The following is a 17,913-nucleotide window of genomic DNA, read 5'->3' as shown; positions in this document are numbered from 1 at the left end:
GGCGACCTGCACCTACAAGTGCAAGACCACGCTGCGCAGCCAAGCCACAAACACTGCGCTCACTTGGAGCGTTGCACAGCGGTGAATCACCGCATCACATGCCATCAGTAATACCGCGCTGCTGCACCAAGGTACGTACCTGTGCGCTGGTTTCCTCCACCATGCGCGCCAAGTCTGCGGATGTGCCCCCCAAAACATCGACCCCCAATGCCTTCAAGCGCGCTTGCAGTTCGGGTTGTGCCAACGCGGCATTCGCCGCTTGATTCAGGCGCTGCACCACCGCATCTGGCGTGGCCGCAGGCACCATCAGACCAAACCAGGTGATAGCCAGTGCGTTGAGCTGCGGATAACCCAGCTCCTTGAGCGTAGGAACTTGCGGCAACGCTTGCAAACGCTGGTTGGCAGCCACGGCGAAAGGAATTAAGTACCCGGCCTTGATGTGGGGGGCTGAAGACGGATATTGATCGCTGAGCACTTGTGTTTGCCCTGCCAGCGCACTTTGCACCACAGGGCCCATGCCCTTGAACGGAATGTGGCGCATACGCAAACCCAAGTCCGCATTGAGTGCTTCCAAAATCACATGACCGACAGAGCCCACACCGGAAGAGCCCACCGCCCATGCATCACCTTGCTTGCGAGCCACTTGCAAAAACTGGGCGAAATCACGCACACCCGCAGACGGCGGCACAGCAAACACCGAGGCAATCGACGCCAAGGGCACCACCATTTTGAAGTCCTGCAGCGGTTGCACCCGTGCGGCTTTAAGCACCACGGGGTTCACGGCCAGCGAGCTGATAGAGCCCAGCCCCACCGTGTAGCCATCTGCTGCAGCATGGGCCACCAGCTCTGCGCCCAGCATGCCACCGGCGCCCGCCTTGTTTTCGATGTAGATGGTTTGCTGCAACTGCGCCTGCATGCCTTCAGCCACCAAGCGCGCCACGATGTCGGTAGAGCCGCCCGCTGCAAAGGGCACCACCAGCTTGATCGGGCGCTGCTGGGGATACGGCTGCGTTTGCGCCCAGCTGGGCAGGGCCACACTGGTCAAGCCCATACACACTGCGATGCACCACGTGCGGCGCACCCAACTTGGCAACAACATGACTGACGCCACTTTCTTAGCAGAGAACGTTAAATTCATAAACATGAGCTGCTTGCGCTTATCCAGCAATATTTTTCAATACATTTATTGATGAAATGCTTGTATTTACTGCGCTAGCAGCTTCTTTTTTGATATCAACTGAGGGATAAATTCACCAAAGCCTCCCACACCCGCGCTTCGGTGCGCTGCGTCATGAAAAAAAGCCGCCCGAGGCGGCGGCTTTTTTTGCACGGGCACGACAGCCCGCTCAGTCTTCCAGCTTGGACAGATCGCGCACTGCGCCCGTGTCGGCCGATGTCACCAACTTGGCGTACGCCTTCAGGGCTGCAGACACCTTGCGCGGGCGCGGCTTGGCGGGCTTCCAGCCCTTGGCGTCTTGCTCAGCACGGCGGCGGGCCAGCTCTTCGTCGCTGACCAGCACATTGATGCTGCGGTTGGGAATGTCGATGCGGATGCGGTCACCGTTTTGCACCAGGCCAATCGCACCACCTGCGGCCGCTTCGGGCGAGCAGTGGCCAATCGACAGGCCCGAGGTGCCGCCCGAAAAGCGCCCGTCCGTCAACAGCGCACAGGCCTTGCCCAAGCCCTTGGACTTGATGTAGCTGGTGGGGTAGAGCATTTCTTGCATGCCGGGACCGCCCTTGGGGCCTTCGTAGCGCACGATGACCACATCACCGGCCTTGACCTTGTCGTCCAAAATGTTGGCCACCGCTTCGTCCTGCGACTCGGTCACGTGGGCTGTGCCTTCAAACACCAAGATGGACTCGTCCACGCCCGCCGACTTAACCACGCAACCGTTTTGCGCAATGTTGCCAAACAACACGGCCAAGCCGCCTTCCTTGCTGAACGCATGCTCATACGAGCGAATGCAGCCTTCGGCGCGGTCCAGATCCAGGCTGGGCCAGCGGGTGTTCTGGCTGAACGCGGTTTGTGTCGGAATGCCTGCGGGGCCAGCCAGGTAAAAGTGCTTGACGGCTTCGTCCTGCGTCACCATCACATCCCACTTGGCCAGGGCCTCGGCCATGGTCTTGGCGTGCACGGTGGGCACATCCGTGTGCAGCTTGCCAGCGCGCGCCAGCTCACCCAGGATGGCCATAATGCCGCCTGCACGGTGCACGTCTTCAATGTGGTACTTCTGCGTGTTGGGCGCCACCTTGCACAACTGGGGCACGACGCGCGAGAGGCGGTCGATGTCAGCCATGGTGAAGTCAATACCCGCTTCCTGGGCGATGGCCAGCAGGTGCAAGATGGTATTGGTGGAGCCACCCATGGCAATGTCCAGGGTGATGCAGTTCTCAAAGGCCTTGAAGCCCACCGAACGTGGCAGCACGGACTCGTCGTCTTGCTCGTAGTACTGCTTGGCCAGCTCGACAATGCGGTGGCCTGCTTGCTTGAACAGCTGCTCACGGTCGGCGTGCGTGGCCACCACGGTGCCATTGCCGGGCAGGGACAGGCCCAGCGCCTCGGTCAGGCAGTTCATGGAGTTGGCAGTGAACATGCCCGAGCACGAGCCGCAAGTGGGGCAGGCCGAGCGCTCGACCTGGGCCACTTCTTCGTCGGTAAAGCGCTGGTCGGCCGCAATCACCATCGCATCCACCAAATCCAGCTTCTTGAACTCGATGACCTTGGTGTCGGGGTTGGCCAACTTGGTCTTGCCCGCTTCCATGGGGCCACCGGAGACAAAAATCACCGGAATGTTCAAGCGCATGGCAGCCATCAGCATGCCAGGGGTGATCTTGTCGCAGTTGGAGATGCACACCAGCGCATCGGCGCAGTGGGCGTTGACCATGTACTCGACCGAGTCCGCAATCAAATCGCGGCTGGGCAGCGAATACAGCATGCCGTCGTGACCCATGGCAATGCCGTCGTCCACCGCAATGGTGTTGAACTCTTTGGCCACACCGCCTGCAGCCTCAATCTCACGGGCCACCAACTGGCCCATGTCCTTAAGGTGCACGTGGCCGGGCACGAACTGAGTGAAAGAGTTGGCAATGGCGATGATGGGCTTGTCAAAGTCGCCATCTTTCATGCCAGTGGCACGCCACAGGGCGCGGGCACCGGCCATGTTACGGCCGCCGGTAGAGGTCTTGGAACGGTATGCAGGCATGGTGGAGCTGATTTTTTCGGTTGCGGTCAATGTCTCACAAGTGGGCACTTGCGGCCCATCGTTTGATTATGACCCACCCTCTGCGCGCACCCGATACGTAACACCCCGCAAGCTGCGGCCTGCAGACCTCGCTATTGGCGAACGCAGGCTTCAGCGCTTGCGCCGCGAGCCCAGCAACTCGCGTTGCTTCTGGATACGCTCTTGCTTGCGCTGATCAAGCCGCTCCATGGCTTTGCGCGTGCTCAGCCCCGAGCGATCGGCATAGCTAAACCATGCCGCTGACAGTGCGAATCCGCCCACAACCCACCACCATGACAGCGCGGAAATACCGCCCACATCCACCACATCCAGATGCGCCAGCACCCGCAGCAAAGCCAGCACCGTTACCGCACTTAACAACCACATAATTTGTCACCTTTCTGCACCATAGCTTCGCTGGTGCCAACCGCCCGTTTTACGACACGCCGCTCTACAATGGTCCAAACCATCCCCTGATAGAGGAAAGTGTAACGATGAAGCGTTCTTTGATCACCCTTGCTTTGACACTGAGCGTGGCCGCCCCCGCGCTGGCCGACCAGGCGTTGGCAACATCTAAAAACTGCATGGCTTGCCACGCTGTAGAAAAGAAATTGGTGGGGCCCTCATTCAAAGACGTGGCCAACCGCTACGCCAACCAAAGCGACGCCAAGGCCAAATTGGCCAGCAAAATCGTCAAAGGCGGCAGCGGCGTGTGGGGCCCCGTGCCCATGCCCGCGAACAACCAGGTGAGTGAAGCCGAAGCCCAAAAACTGGCTGCCTGGGTACTGAGCTTGAAGTAAGCACCGCCTTCCCTAAAGCAAATTAGCCACCTTCAGGTGGCTTTTTGTTGGGCTGTGGAAGGTGTTGCTCTGATGGTGCCGTCTCATCCCGTATTTTTTGATAGCTACCCGAGCTTATCCAATCGAGGATAAAGATACTTTTGTGTCTAACAACCTGCAAATACAAGCGCCAGCAGCTATCTTTTTCGCCCTACGCGTAGCCAGTCATGCTGCGCACCGCGCCCTGTGCACAAGACGGCCTGTGCGCGCGATAAGGCCCTGCTACACCCTCGCAGGGCCAGCATCAGGGAACTCTCTTTAAAACTGCGTGTTGCGCGGCGTGACGTCCAGCGGATCAGTGCTAGGCACAGCTGACGCTGCATGCGACCTGGCCCGCAGCTGCTGCTCCAGCTGCCCCACATAAGCGGCAGTGGAGTTATCACTCTCCTGCGCGCGGGCCTGCAGGTGTGACTCCAGTACATACAGGCGCTCAAGCAGCTTGCGCTCTTCCTCTCTGTGCAGGTTTTCGATGGCAATGCGCAGCTCTGTAAAACGCGATGCCTCTGCCTTGTCTGCCAGCTCACGCTGCGCAGCCATCTCCTTGGCATGTGCGCGCGCCTCCAGCAGCCATGCTCCTTGCATGGCAATCACATACGCAACAAACACCACGGCCATCAAAGCCGTCAGTGCCAGCAAGATCAGCCCCAAGGGGGCATCTATCGTTGTGATCCCCAACGACATGGGAACTGTCTGCGCCAGGTAAGGGAAGTTAAAAAAGCCCAACGTTCCAATCAAAACGATGATGAGTACCAGCAGTGCGATGCGTGATTTCATGCCTATTTCCTTTGCTCTGTATTTGCTCTGTATGCGCTGGTTTGTACCTCAATACCGCCCCCAGCCAAGCCAGTGTGTAACGCTTTCATGGCTGGCTTGGTTTCCTACAGCGCAAGAAAAAGCCACCCGAAGGTGGCTTGAACTTCATGCAACGCGATGCAGCGTTTGGAATTCCACGGCACTTGGCACAGTACCCCCAACCATCTGCTGAAGGTTGAGGCGAAGACTGAGCAAGCGCCGTCACCGCGCCATTTCGCCTGGATTAATGGGTCTTGCCCAATTGCTCCAAGATGGCGGGGTTTTCCAGCGTGGAGGTGTCTTGGGTGATGGCCTCGCCCTTGGCAATCGAGCGCAGCAAGCGGCGCATGATCTTGCCGCTGCGCGTTTTGGGCAGGTTCTCACCAAAGCGAATGTCCTTGGGCTTGGCAATCGGGCCAATTTCCTTGGCCACCCAGTTGCGCAACTCATTGGCCAGCGCCTTGGCTTCTTCAGGGTCACTGGGCAGTGGGCGCTTGAGCACAACAAACGCACAAATCGCCTCACCCGTCAGATCGTCAGGGCGGCCCACCACGGCAGCCTCAGCAACCAGATCGGTCTTGCTCACCAAAGCGGACTCAATTTCCATGGTGCCCATACGGTGACCAGAGACATTGAGCACATCGTCAATACGGCCCGTGATGCGGAAGTAGCCACGATCTTCGCTGCGCACGGCACCATCGCCCGCCAGATAGGTCTTGCCGCCCAGCTCTTCCGGGAAATAGCTCTTTTTGAAACGCTCAGGGTCACCCCAGATATTGCGAATCATGCTGGGCCATGGGCGCTTGACCACCAGCATGCCGCCCGCGCCATTGGGCATATCGTTGCCGGTTTCGTCCACGATAGCGGCCATGATGCCTGGCAAAGGCAGGGTGCACGAGCCGGGCACCAAGGGCGTGGCACCGGGCAGCGGAGTGATCATGTGACCACCGTTTTCGGTCTGCCAGAAGGTATCCACAATCGGGCAACGCTCTGCGCCCACATTGCGGTAGTACCACATCCACGCCTCGGGGTTGATCGGCTCACCCACACTGCCCAAGATACGCAAGCTGGACAAATTCCAGTTCTTGGGGTGCACCTTCTCGTCGGTTTCCGAGGCCTTGATCAAGGAACGAATCGCTGTCGGCGCTGTGTAGAAAACGGTGCAGCCGTGGCGCTCAATCATTTCCCAGAAACGCCCTGCATGCGGGAAAGTAGGCACGCCTTCAAAGACGATTTGCGTGGCACCTGCGGCCAATGGGCCATAAGCCACGTAGGTGTGACCCGTGATCCAGCCAATGTCTGCGGTGCACCAAAACACATCGGAGGGCTGCATGTCAAACGTCCACTCCACCGTCTGTTTGGCCCACAGCATGTAGCCGCCAGTCGAATGCTGCACGCCCTTGGGCTTACCAGTTGAGCCACTGGTGTAGAGGATGAACAACGGATGCTCCGCTTCCACCGCTACGGGCGGGCACTCGGTGCTCTGCCCGGCCAGCAGTTCTGCAAAGCTCATGTCACGGCCTGCCACCTTGCTGTACGCAGAAGCGGTGCGCTCATACACAAAGACATGCTTCACGCCCTCGCAGCCGCCCATTTGCAGGGCATCGTCCACAATCGCTTTCAGTGGCAGCTCTTTGCCACCGCGCATCTGGAAGTTGGCCGTAATCACTGCAGTGGCTCCCACGTCCACAATCCGCTCTTGCACCGCCTTGGCGGAAAAACCACCAAACACCACAGAGTGCGTAGCACCGATACGGGCGCATGCCTGCATGGCCACCACGCCTTCGATCGTCATGGGCATGTAGATGAGTACGCGGTCACCTTTTTTCACCCCTTGCGCTTTTAAGCCATTGGCAAACTGCGCCACACGCTCCAGCAACTCACGGTAGCTGACCTTGGTGACTTGCCCATCATCAGCTTCAAAAATGATGGCCGTCTTGTGCTCTGTCGCCGTGCCCATGTGCTTGTCCAGGCAGTTGGCACTGGCGTTGAGCTCTCCGTCGGCAAACCAGCGGTAAAACGGTGCATTGCTTTCATCCAGCACCTGGGTGAAAGGCTTGCTCCAGACCACGTTTTCACGCGCCAAGCGGGCCCAGTAGCCCTCATAGTCTTTTTCTGCCTCTGCGCACAGGGCTTCATAACCGGCCATGCCCGAGACACGGGCTGCTTTTTGAATCGCCTCTGAGGGGGGAAACACTCTGTTTTCCACCAACACAGATTCAATGGCTGAAGTAGGTGCATTCATGGCTTTGTCTCCTTGCTCTTTAGGGGTAGTAGTTTGCGAGCAAATGTCGGCGCCGGCACTTACATACCACTGACTCCCTATGGTTTAAACCTGAGGAAAATGAAAGACTTATCAAGGGTTAACCATGAGTCACTGCCTCTACAATGCGCGCCCTGCTTCGTTTCTGCGCAGCTTTATTTCAACGTCTTCGCATTGCATTTATGGCTCACCCTGACCCTATCCACGAGTCGACAGCCCCAGCCCACACACCCTCTCCTATGCGCCCCCTTCCCAGTCTCATTTTTGCCAGCCGCTGGCTGCAACTGCCTCTGTACCTTGGCCTGATTGCCGCCCAGGGCGTTTACGTCTGGCATTTCTTGTTAGAGCTGTGGCACTTGATTGAAGCTGCGTTTGGCAGCCAAGAAGCCCTGCAACTGCTCGTGAACAATATTGGCTACAAGCCCGATGCACCGCTCACCAGCTTGAATGAAACGGTGATCATGCTGGTCGTGCTGGCATTGATTGACGTGGTCATGATCTCCAATTTGCTGATCATGGTGATCGTGGGGGGGTATGAAACCTTTGTGAGCCGACTGGGCCTTGACACCCACCCGGACCAGCCAGAATGGCTGGATCACGTCAATGCCTCGGTGCTCAAAGTGAAGCTGGGCCTATCGATCATTGGTATCAGCTCTATCCACCTGCTCAAAACCTTCATCAACGCCGCCAACTACGACATCAAAGTCTTGATGTGGCAAACCATCATCCACGTGGTGTTCTTGCTGAGCGCTTTGGCGATTGCCTATACCGACAAGCTGATTCACAGCCAGCACTCCGACGCGCACTGAAGAATCCCTCTTCAACCCAGAAAGCCCGGCCAATGCCGGGTTTTTTTATTTTTTACGCTGTTTTACCGATGACTGACGGCACGATGCCAGCCAATGCAGCAGGAAAGCCCAAAAAGTGCAGATTTACTATTGACAGCCATATACCCAATAGTTAGAATAAACGACTTATTAACAACCTGCCATGCAGGTAATCCATGTTTTTTCAACATGGATTAACCCGGTGTCAGCACTGCACTTGCAGACAGTTGCCACCACAGCGCCGGATTTCTGGCACTGATGCACGGACACTTTGGATCATGTCTCGCACACCTTCTGGCGTGTGCGTTGCCTCTGCCCTCGCTTGCGGCCCTTGCGCACCACTACGCTGCCATTCGGGCCCGGTCTTCAACCCTTCATTGCGGCTTGCTCTATGCAACGCCGGTGCATCGGTGACCACAACATTCGGCTTCGCGTGTAGGCCGTCCAAGCCAAGCTTGTGACGAGGCTGCACTGTGTGTAACCCCCAAGAACAAATCAAGGGAGGACAACCAGTGGCCAAACAAATTCGCATCGAAAACGTCTTCAAGGTCTTTGGCGATCAGCCAAAGCAGGCCTTGGACCTGGTGCGCCAAGGGCTTTCCAAGCAACAAATTCTCGAACGCACCGGCCAATCGATTGGCGTGTTCGATGCCAACTTCACCATTGAAGCGGGCGAAATCTTCGTCGTCATGGGCCTGTCGGGCTCAGGCAAATCCACCCTCGTGCGCATGCTCAATCGCTTGATTGAGCCAACCAGCGGCCGCATCGTGGTCGACGGGCAGGACATCAATGCCTTGAGCGACAAAGACTTGCGCGCCTTGCGCCGCAAAGATATCTCCATGGTGTTTCAGTCGTTTGCGCTGATGCCGCACATGACGGTGCTGGACAACACTGCATTCGGGTTAGAGATGGCGGGCGTGGACAAAGCCGCCCGCCAGCAAGCCGCGCAAGAGGCGCTGGAGCAAGTCGGCCTTGGTTCATGGGGAGGCAGCTACCCTGATGAGTTGTCCGGCGGCATGCAACAGCGCGTAGGCTTGGCCCGTGCGCTGGCTTCAGACCCGGCGATCTTGCTGATGGATGAGGCTTTTTCGGCGCTGGATCCCATCATTCGCACCGAGATGCAGTCGGAGTTGCTGCGCCTGCAAGAAACCAAACGCCGCACCATCGTCTTCATCTCGCACGATCTGGACGAAGCCATGCGCATTGGTGACCGCATTGCCATTATGAAAGATGGCCAGGTGATCCAGGTAGGCACACCCGATGAAATCTTGCGCAGTCCTGCCAACGACTACGTACGCAGCTTTATCAAGGGTGTGGATGCGGCCGCAGTGTTCAAGGCCTGCGACATTGCTCGCCAGGCGCTGACCATCATCTCTGAGCACAACGACCGTGGCTGCCGCGCTGCGCTGCGCTTGATTGAAGACTCGGACCGTGACCATGCTTACGTGCTCAATGCCCGCCAACGTCTGCTGGGCGTGGTGTCGGCCCAGTCGCTGCGTGATGCGCTGCACGGGCACGAAGGCATGCTGGGCCTCAAACATGCTTTCATCGACAACGTGACACCGATTGATGCCAGCACCCCCGTGGCCGACTTGTTTGGCCCCATGGCGACTGCGCCGTGCCCGCTGCCCGTACTGGGCGAAGACCGCAAGTTTTTGGGCATCATCAGCCGCACCACCATGCTGCGCTTCTTGGACCGTGACACCCCTCCTGTGCCACCACCACAGCAGGTGCAGCCCCCTGTGACACTCAACCCCCTGTTCCCTACTGGTGAAGCCGACTCGCCGTCCATGCTGCAAGAGCACTCGGACAGCGCCACCCGCCAACCACAAGGAGAACAACAATGAGTGAAACGACAACGATGACCGATCCTTGGAGCAGCAGTACCGCGGCAGCAAGCGCGGATCCTTGGAGTGCCTCTAGCGCCCCAGCAGAAGCTGCCAGCGATCCTTGGGGAGCCTCCGGAACCAGCCCCGACGCCGCCGGGGGTGGTGACTGGCTCAGCGCTCCCGTCGATGCCACGCCAGATGCACCGCTGAGCTGGTGGGCACAAATTCAAACGGATGGCCTGCCACTGGAAGCCTGGATCAACCAAGGTCTGGGCTGGGTGGTCGAGAACTTCCGCCCCTTCTTTCAGGCGGTACGCACGCCGATTGATGCCACCTTGTCGGGCGTAGAACAGGCCATGCTGGCACTGTCATGGCCTGTGTTGACCACCTTGGTGGCACTGCTTGCCTGGCAGTTTGCAGGCCGTGGCCTGGCAATTGGTACCGCGTTATCGCTGATCGCCGTGGCAGCCCTGGGCATTTGGCCAGAAGCCATGGTGACTTTGTCGCTGGTGCTGACTTCGCTAGTGTTCTGCATTGTGATTGGCCTGCCCCTGGGGATTTTGATTGCCTCCAGTGACCGTGCCCAGCGCTGGACTCGTCCCATCTTGGACGCCATGCAAACCACCCCGGCCTTTGTTTACCTGGTGCCTGTGGTGATGCTGTTTGGCATCGGGAATGTGCCCGGGGTCATTGTCACCATCATCTTTGCATTGCCACCGCTGGTGCGCCTGACCAACCTGGGCATCCGCCAAGTGCGCCCTGATTTGGTTGAGGCCAGCCGCGCCTATGGCGCCTCGCCCTGGCAACTGCTGTGGAAGGTGCAACTGCCCCTGGCCATGCCCAACATCATGGCGGGCATCAACCAGGCGCTGATGTTGTCGCTGTCCATGGTGGTGATCGCCTCCATGATCGCCGTGGGCGGTCTGGGCCAGATGGTGCTGCGCGGTATTGGCCGCCTGGACATGGGTCTGGCCACCGTAGGTGGCCTGGGCATTGTGCTGCTAGCGATTGTGCTGGACCGCATCACCCAGGCCATGGGTCAAGCCCAGCGCGGTGGTGAACGCTGGTGGCACCGCGGCCCTCTGGGTTTGCTGCTCAAACCACGCAAGCAATCTTAATTTAATAGCTTCTAGCGCTTATCCAATAAGCGCTAGAGGCCGATTTGACTATTTTTTAACCAGGAGGACGACGATGACCGCAATCACCCGCACCCTGGCCGCTGTGGCCACAAGCACCCTCGCGCTGGCGTGTTTCAGCGTCAGCGCCAATGAACTGCCCGGCAAAGGCGTCAAGGTTTATCCACTCAAAAGCTCGATCGCTGAAGAGACCTTCCAGACCCTGCTGGTCATGAAGGCCTTGGAACAGCTGGGCTATGACGTACAGCCCATCAAAGAAGTCGAGTACCCCACGGCCCACCTGGCCATTGGCAACGGCGACGCCACCTTCATCGCATCGCACTGGAATCCCCTTCACGCGGACTACTACAAGAACGCAGGTGGTGATGCCAAGCTCTACCGCCAAGGCGTGTACTCGGACAACGCTGCACAGGGCTACCTGATCGACAAGAAGACTGCCGAAGCGCACAACATCACCAATATTGCACAGTTGCAAGACCCCAAGATCGCCAAACTATTTGATACCGACGGTGACGGCAAGGCCGATATGACGGGCTGCAACCCCGGCTGGGGCTGCGAAGCCATGATTGAACACCACCTGGATGCCTACAAGCTGCGCGACACCGTCACCCACCAGCAAGGCACCTACTCGGCCCTGATTGCAGACACCATCACCCGCTACAAATCGGGCAAGCCCGTGCTGTACTACACATGGACGCCTTACTGGGTGAGTAATGAACTCAAGCCAGGCAAGGATGTGGTGTGGCTGGAGGTTCCTTTTTCATCCTCGCCCGGTGCACAAAAGGGTGTCGACACCAAGCTGCCCAACGGCAAAAACTATGGCTTTGTGGTGAACAAGCAGCACATCCTGGCCAACAAAGCATGGACTGACCAAAACCCTGCCGCTGCCAAGCTGTTTGCCATCATGCAACTGCCCGTTTCGGACATTAATGCACAGAACTACATGATGAGCCAAGGCCAAGGCAAATCTGCAGACATTGAGCGCCATGTGAACGGCTGGATCAAAGCCCACCAAAAGACTTTTGACAGCTGGATCCAGCAAGCCCTGGCTGCTGCCAAGAAATTCTGATTTCGCAGCGATGCACCACGGCGTCCGCTCCGGCGGGCGCCGTTTTTTATAGGGCTTTGGCCCACTGATCTACAAGGAGAACCCCCAAGGATGACCAAGACTTTGCAAACCATGACCCCTCGCCCACTCACCGCACGCAACCACCAAAAACGCCAGTGGTTGCTGGGTGCCACTGCAGCGGCCACACTCAGCCTGCTGCCCCCTGCTGCATGGGCGACAAGTCAGAATTTGCCAAGCAACGCGCTACCAGGGCAAGGCGTGACCGTGCAGCCCCTGAAAAGCGCGTTGGCCGAAGAGAGCTTTCAAACCCTGCTGGTCATGAAAGCCTTGGAACAGTTGGGCTACACGGTCAAGCCTTGGGAGGAGCTGGACTATCCCTTGATACATATCGCTGTAGCCAATGGTGAAGCGACCTTCATGGCCAACCACTGGAACCCGCACCATGCCGAGTTCTATCTGCGCGCAGGCGGTGATGCCAAACTCTCGCGCCAAGGGGTCTACGCGGCAGGAGCGGTGCAGGGTTACATGATCGACAAGAAAACCGCCGAGGCCCACGGCATCACACATCTGGATCAGTTGAAGGACCCCCAACTGGCGCAATTGTTTGATGCCAGCGGAGATGGTAAAGCTGACCTGATTGGCCCCAATGCTGGGTGGGGTGGCGAGGCCGTGGTGGCCCACCAAATCCGCGCATTCGGTTTGCAAAACACCGTGAATTACACCCAAGGCAATTACCCCGCGCTGATTGCCGACACCTTGGTGCGCTTTACAGCCGGTAAACCCGTGCTGTACTACGCTTGGACCCCTTACTGGCTCAGCAATGTGCTGCGCCCAGGGCACGAAGTCGTGTGGCTGCAGGTACCGTCCTCATCAATGCCGGGTGTGCAAGCCAATACCGATACCCAGCTTCCTAACGGCAAGAATTACGGCTTCCCGCTAAACAACCAGTACATCGTGGCCAACAAAGCGTGGGCGGCGCAACACCCCGCCGCAGCCAAGCTGTTTGAGGTGATGCAGATTCCGCTGAACGACATCAGCCAGCAAAATCGGCTGCTCCACGATGGCCAGAACAAGCCCGCCGATATTGAGCGCCATGTGAACGGGTGGATCAAAGCCCACCAAACCACATTCGATGCGTGGCTCACTCAAGCGCGCGCTGCTGCCACTCGCTAAACGCAACGCGCTTTCATCTGACGATGGGATTTGCAGGAGGCATAGCCCTCCTGTTTTTGCATTTGCAGGGCGGCCACCCTGTCCCAGGTCACGCCACGGGCAACAGCAGCACCCAGGCTGCAGATGATCTGTGCCTGCACACCGAAAGCACCCATAATCGGAGACATTCTGTTTCTTTTTACGACTGCCCTCCATGAGTGACAAAGCCCCCCACACAGTCCAAGGCACCGACGACCTGCTGGTCAGCCTCTGCAACTCTGTCACCCGCGTACTTAACGTGGCCAGCACCTGCAACGTGCAGTACTCAGGCATGGTTCAACGTATCAAGAAAACATATCTCAAGCCTGATATCGGTTGCTTCGTTTTGTTTGATGGCGGTTTTTCTGGCTTGGTCATCATCAATTTTTCAGCCGCTTCGGCCATGGAGCTTTATCGCAGCTACCTGCTCAACATGGGCATGTCGGAAAGCGATCTGGCCAGCTCCCATACGTCTGATGAAGTCAGCAATGTGATGGGCGAGTTGATGAACCAGGTGGTGGGCGACTTCACCGGCAAAATCCGCCGCGAATTGCAAACCCACATCACACAGAACCAGCCCAAAATGCTGGTGCTCAACAAACAGGTGCAACTGAGCGTCGACGCCAACTTGGACAATCCTGAAGCGCGCCGCGTCACCTTCTACACCGCCAGCAACAACATTTTTTACTTGGAGTTGGCGGTAGACAGCACTGAGTTCATTAAGCTGCACGACTTTGATGCCAATGAGGTGGTGGACCCTGATGCCATCATCGCCCAAGCGGGCCCCAATCATGCATCCCCCAATACCGCAGCTGTCTCGCAGCAAACAACGGCCGACAGTGAGACAGAAGCACTGCTGAAATCTCTGGGCATGTAATCCATCGCTGTATGGGAGGGCCTTTTGCTAAAGGCCTTGGCATTGCTGGATGGCACGCACGCCACACATTGCGGCTGTTTAAGCAGTGTTTGCACCCACGCAATATCGCACCCATTGAGCGGTCAATAATTCACACACTCGCTATCGAGGCCCATAGGGGATCTTCGACGCGCTTCACATTCTCTGCATTGCACTGCCATGTCACTGCCCCCTGGAACCGCAGAGCAAGAGCTCTCGCTTGCAGCTGCTCACGTCGATCTTGAACGTCTGCTACGCGAACAACAAGCATTGTTAAACAGTGCTGGCGTTGGAATTGCCTTCATCAGAAACCGTGCAGTAGTGCGTTGCAACCCTCACTTTGCAAAGATCTTTGGTTTTTCCAGCCACGAACAAATTGCTGGCATTCGCAGTGCAAGCTTGCACCCTTCGCGCGAAGAATTTAAAGCTTTAGGCCGCGCCGCCTACCCCAGCATGGCGCAAGGCAAAACCTTCAAAACAGAGCGCCGTATGCGCCGTCGCAGCGGCCATCTTTTCTGGGCCAGCCTAAGCGGGCATTTGATCAATCCCGACACCCCCCTGGATGGCGCTATCTGGATCATCGACGACATCGACGAGCAGCGGCGCCGTAAAGCGTTGCTGTCCAACGCTTTGCGTGAAAAGCAACTGCTGTTTGAAACAGCTGCCGTAGGTATCGCCTATTTCAAACAAGGCACGCTGACTCGCTGTAATCCCCACCTTGGAAACATGCTGGGCTTTGAGCCAGAAAGTCTTTTGGCGCTCACCAACATTCCGGCATCCATCGCCTACGGCACGTCACCTTTGAGTGTGCTGGCACAAATCAGCATGGGAAGCACAGGCAACTACGAGGGAGAAATTACGCTGCGGCACCGTCAGGGCCACAACATTGAGTGTGAAGCACGCAGTCGCTGGGTTGATCCTTTGGATCGCACTCAGGGAGAAGTGTGGATATTGATGGATATTACGGAGCGAAAGCATATTCAGTCCATGCTCACCAAGGCACAAGCTGAACTGGAACGCCAAGTTTCTGAACGCACCAACCAGCTTAGTGAAACGATTCAGACCCTGCACCAAGAAGTGGAGGATCGAAAGCGTGTACAAGAGCGCATCCATTGGATGGCCCATTACGACCCGCTGACAGGCTTGCCTAACCGTACTTTTTTGGCCGAACGCAGCAAAGAGGCGATTGTTCAAGCCCGCACCAATCAAACGCCGCTGGCTGTCATTTTTTTAGACTTAGACCGTTTCAAGCACGTCAATGACTCTCTGGGCCATCAGGTTGGAGATGAATTGCTGCAAGAAATTGCCAAGCGTTTGCGGGCTGTGGTGCGCGAAAAAGACACCGTGGCGCGCCTTGGAGGAGATGAATTCGTTCTGCTTTTACCCGGCGCGAATGCACAAGGTGCAGCGCGCGTTGCAGGCAAATTGCAAGAAGCATCCCTGCGACCTTACCAAATTGGCCACCATGAACTGAGCATGGCGCCATCTATGGGCATCGCTTTATTTCCCCAAGATGGTGAAAACATTGAAAGCCTTACCCAGTCTGCAGACGTGGCCATGTACCACGCCAAACTTGATGGCCGCAATACCTATCGATTTTTTACGCCGCAGATGCATGCCAAATCAGTACGTGCACTGCAGCTTGAAAATGCCATGCGCCGCGCTTTAGAGCGCAATGAATTCACTCTGCACTATCAACCGCAAATTTGTTTGCACACTGGAGAGATTCGCAGCGTTGAAGCGCTGCTGCGCTGGAACCAACCTGAGCTAGGACAGATCTCTCCCGCAGAATTTATACCCGTTGCCGAAGACAGCGGCCAGATTTTGCAAATTGGGGAATGGGTGTTACGCAAAGCGATTGCCCAGCTACAAGCCTGGCACCAAGAAGGCTTCCAAAAGCTTAAAGTGGCTGTCAACCTTTCGGCCATTCAATTTCACCAGCCTCAGCTTCCTGAGCTAATTGGCCGCATTCTTTTGGAATCTGAAATTTCCCCCAATGCCTTGGAGCTAGAGCTTACGGAAGGGGTCGCAATCAACGACCCCAAGGCTGCTACGCTGACTATGGATGCGCTGAGAGAAAGCGGCATCTGGCTATCGATTGATGATTTTGGAACAGGCTATTCCTCACTCAGCCAGCTCAAGCGCTTTCAAATTTACAAACTCAAGATCGATCAGTCTTTCATTCGCGACTTGGATCATGACAGCAACGACCGTGCGATTGTCAATGCCATTATTCGTATGGCCCAAGCATTAGGCATACAAACTACCGCAGAAGGCGTTGAGACCCAAGCACAACTTGATTTTTTGCGCGACCAAGGCTGCGATGAAGCGCAAGGCTATTGGTTCAGCAAACCAGTCAGCGCAGAACAAATTAGTGCACTGCTGGCCTCCTACAAGCCATGGCTACCCAGTGCATCGACAAAATAAAAAGACTGATGGGCACTGCAAAGCCTTGCACCGCCAGCATCTAGGCGCATCAAATAAACACGCATCCCAAACAGTGGTTGGCAATGGTCGCATAGCTCTACTTCTGAGAGTAATGGTTTACAGATAAGCCTTAAGACAGTGCCACACAATCACCGCCACAACCCATACCCCCAATAAAAAGCCCGGCTAACAAGCCGGGCAAAAAATAAATATCCTGTCAGTCAATGCAAGTGGCGCGGCCGATGACCGCTTCCGCCTCTGGAGCCACTGCCTCCACCACTGGGGGGCAACTTACCAATCTCCAGAGAGCTTAGAAGACTGTCAAAGCGCTGCATAAACAACTTGTCAACCTCAGAAACCACCCCTACCAATTCAGAAGCCTCAAAGTGACGCTCCATCATCTGGATCACATCTTGCACCAGCATATCGCGCTGAACCTTCATGATGGCAGCAGGATTAGGACCCACAAACAACATCACGAAATCATCTCGTGCTTCCTGAGAACGGTCGCCCTCCTCTTCGTCGAACTCCGCATCATAGAAAGTGACTTCAATGGCTGCACCTTCTTCAGCGAGCTCATTGAGCCCCATGCACACGTCATCTAATGCTTGGCGAAAATCCTGATCGCCAGACACCGTCCAACAGATTTGCAGCGTGCGTTCTTTGGCGTTGAACTGGATACCAGGCTCCTCTTCATACGCACTGGCAGCACCGGCCGCTAAAGAGCGTGCTCCGGCGTAAGCCCATAAAGGTTGCAGAGCGTCTTGCAACTGCTCAAAGGTCACATCAGCGCGCAACAGCACTTGGCCGTGAACGTGAATTTCAAAAGGAGCGTTGTAACTAGACATTGTTTTGTTTGGTTAAAGATCGCAGCAAAGAGCTTCATACAAGCATATTCGTGCCCATTCTGACACGCATCTTGAATTGCCGACTTAGGTCTGCCAGAACATCCAACGAACCAAGTGTCTTCCGAAATAAAAAAAGCTTCTCTGAAGAAGCTTATTGAAAATTTTGGTGCCTCGGGCCGGAATCGAACCGGCACGCCTGTTTATAGGCGGCAGATTTTAAGTCTGATGTGTCTACCAATTTCACCACCGAGGCTACAACCCTGATCATCAGGCTGCCATGCTAGTGAGCATAACCTAATTTATATAGAGAAATTCTATGCACTAACTTAGCCACCTCATGAAAAAGGGAAGCATAAGCTTCCCTTTATGTTTGGAGCGGGAAATCGGGTTCGAACCGACGACCTATACCTTGGCAAGGTATCGCTCTACCAACTGAGCTATTCCCGCATTTTGGAGGCGCGATCCGGAGTCGAACCGGACTAGACGGATTTGCAATCCGTTGCATAACCGCTTTGCTATCGCGCCAACCCAAGGAGCTTTGCAGCACCTAAACTGGAGCGGGAAATCGGGTTC

The 17,913-nt window shown here is 56.5% G+C and carries 14 protein-coding genes and 3 tRNA genes; 8 read left to right on the top strand and 9 right to left on the bottom strand.

The window, feature by feature from the left end; translation table 11 throughout:
• Positions 1–94: 94 nt before the first annotated feature.
• The 3 genes from B3R00_RS01625 to B3R00_RS01615 all read right to left on the bottom strand — a co-directional run bounded on the left by B3R00_RS01625 (position 95) and on the right by B3R00_RS01615 (position 3,611).
• Complete coding sequence (locus B3R00_RS01625) at positions 95–1,051, bottom strand: Bug family tripartite tricarboxylate transporter substrate binding protein (protein ID WP_286997053.1); 957 nt, start codon at positions 1,049–1,051, stop codon at positions 95–97.
• A gap of 295 nt (positions 1,052–1,346) precedes the next feature.
• Positions 1,347–3,206 carry a dihydroxy-acid dehydratase gene (gene ilvD / locus B3R00_RS01620; RefSeq protein ID WP_286997052.1) on the bottom strand — a complete coding sequence of 620 codons (1,860 nt, stop codon included), beginning with the start codon at positions 3,204–3,206 and terminating at the stop codon, positions 1,347–1,349.
• A gap of 150 nt (positions 3,207–3,356) precedes the next feature.
• On the bottom strand, positions 3,357–3,611 hold the full coding sequence (locus B3R00_RS01615) for a TIGR04438 family Trp-rich protein (RefSeq protein WP_286997051.1): 255 nt from the start codon (positions 3,609–3,611) through the stop codon (positions 3,357–3,359).
• Between the two features lie 107 nt (positions 3,612–3,718).
• Here B3R00_RS01615 and B3R00_RS01610 point away from each other — a divergent pair, with 107 nt between their 5' ends.
• Positions 3,719–4,024 carry a c-type cytochrome gene (locus B3R00_RS01610; RefSeq protein WP_286997049.1) on the top strand — a complete coding sequence of 102 codons (306 nt, stop codon included), beginning with the start codon at positions 3,719–3,721 and terminating at the stop codon, positions 4,022–4,024.
• 297 nt (positions 4,025–4,321) lie between these two features.
• Here B3R00_RS01610 and B3R00_RS01605 read toward each other — a convergent pair whose 3' ends face one another.
• Positions 4,322–4,837 carry a LapA family protein gene (locus B3R00_RS01605; RefSeq protein ID WP_286997048.1) on the bottom strand — a complete coding sequence of 172 codons (516 nt, stop codon included), beginning with the start codon at positions 4,835–4,837 and terminating at the stop codon, positions 4,322–4,324.
• A 262-nt stretch (positions 4,838–5,099) separates the two neighbouring features.
• Positions 5,100–7,100 carry an acetate--CoA ligase gene (gene acs, locus B3R00_RS01600; protein WP_284213209.1) on the bottom strand — a complete coding sequence of 667 codons (2,001 nt, stop codon included), beginning with the start codon at positions 7,098–7,100 and terminating at the stop codon, positions 5,100–5,102.
• 257 nt (positions 7,101–7,357) lie between these two features.
• On the opposite strand from acs, the gene B3R00_RS01595 reads away from it, so the two are divergent.
• From B3R00_RS01595 to B3R00_RS01565, 7 genes are all read left to right on the top strand, one after another.
• A complete protein-coding gene (locus B3R00_RS01595) occupies positions 7,358–7,927 on the top strand; it encodes a TIGR00645 family protein (protein WP_257469230.1) in 570 nt (189 codons plus the stop codon).
• A gap of 530 nt (positions 7,928–8,457) precedes the next feature.
• Positions 8,458–9,792, top strand: coding sequence for a glycine betaine/L-proline ABC transporter ATP-binding protein ProV (gene proV, locus B3R00_RS01590; RefSeq protein ID WP_286997047.1), 1,335 nt, complete (start codon positions 8,458–8,460; stop codon positions 9,790–9,792).
• A complete protein-coding gene (gene proW, locus B3R00_RS01585; protein ID WP_286997045.1) occupies positions 9,789–10,892 on the top strand; it encodes a glycine betaine/L-proline ABC transporter permease ProW in 1,104 nt (367 codons plus the stop codon). The genes proV and proW overlap by 4 nt, the downstream gene beginning before the upstream one ends.
• Positions 10,893–10,965: 73 nt before the next feature.
• Positions 10,966–11,979, top strand: coding sequence for a glycine betaine/L-proline ABC transporter substrate-binding protein ProX (gene proX / locus B3R00_RS01580; RefSeq protein ID WP_286997044.1), 1,014 nt, complete (start codon positions 10,966–10,968; stop codon positions 11,977–11,979).
• A gap of 90 nt (positions 11,980–12,069) precedes the next feature.
• Entirely contained in the window at positions 12,070–13,152 is a 1,083-nt protein-coding gene (gene proX, locus B3R00_RS01575) for a glycine betaine/L-proline ABC transporter substrate-binding protein ProX (RefSeq protein WP_286997043.1), read from the top strand.
• 193 nt (positions 13,153–13,345) lie between these two features.
• Positions 13,346–14,047 carry a DUF3334 family protein gene (locus tag B3R00_RS01570; RefSeq protein WP_286997042.1) on the top strand — a complete coding sequence of 234 codons (702 nt, stop codon included), beginning with the start codon at positions 13,346–13,348 and terminating at the stop codon, positions 14,045–14,047.
• A gap of 198 nt (positions 14,048–14,245) precedes the next feature.
• The gene (locus B3R00_RS01565) at positions 14,246–16,492 is read left to right on the top strand and encodes a sensor domain-containing protein (protein WP_286997041.1); all 2,247 of its coding nucleotides are present in this window, start codon (positions 14,246–14,248) and stop codon (positions 16,490–16,492) included.
• A gap of 221 nt (positions 16,493–16,713) precedes the next feature.
• On the opposite strand, the gene B3R00_RS01560 is transcribed toward B3R00_RS01565, so the two are convergent.
• The 4 genes from B3R00_RS01560 to B3R00_RS01545 form a co-directional block, all read right to left on the bottom strand.
• Positions 16,714–17,340 (bottom strand): DUF6806 family protein, encoded by a 627-nt coding sequence (locus B3R00_RS01560; RefSeq protein WP_286997040.1) that lies wholly within the window; start codon positions 17,338–17,340, stop codon positions 16,714–16,716.
• A 164-nt stretch (positions 17,341–17,504) separates the two neighbouring features.
• Positions 17,505–17,593: transfer RNA gene (locus tag B3R00_RS01555), tRNA-Leu, on the bottom strand.
• A 118-nt stretch (positions 17,594–17,711) separates the two neighbouring features.
• Positions 17,712–17,787, bottom strand: a tRNA-Gly gene (locus tag B3R00_RS01550).
• A gap of 4 nt (positions 17,788–17,791) precedes the next feature.
• Positions 17,792–17,865, bottom strand: a tRNA-Cys gene (locus B3R00_RS01545).
• Positions 17,866–17,913 lie beyond the last annotated feature (48 nt).

Origin of the sequence: Comamonas sp. UBA7840, assembly GCF_002501455.1 — a bacterium.
Taxonomy (GTDB): Bacteria; Pseudomonadota; Gammaproteobacteria; order Burkholderiales; family Burkholderiaceae_C; genus Comamonas; species Comamonas jiangduensis.
Note: the sequence above shows the minus strand (reverse complement) of the source record. Positions and strands in the feature narration are given on the sequence as shown.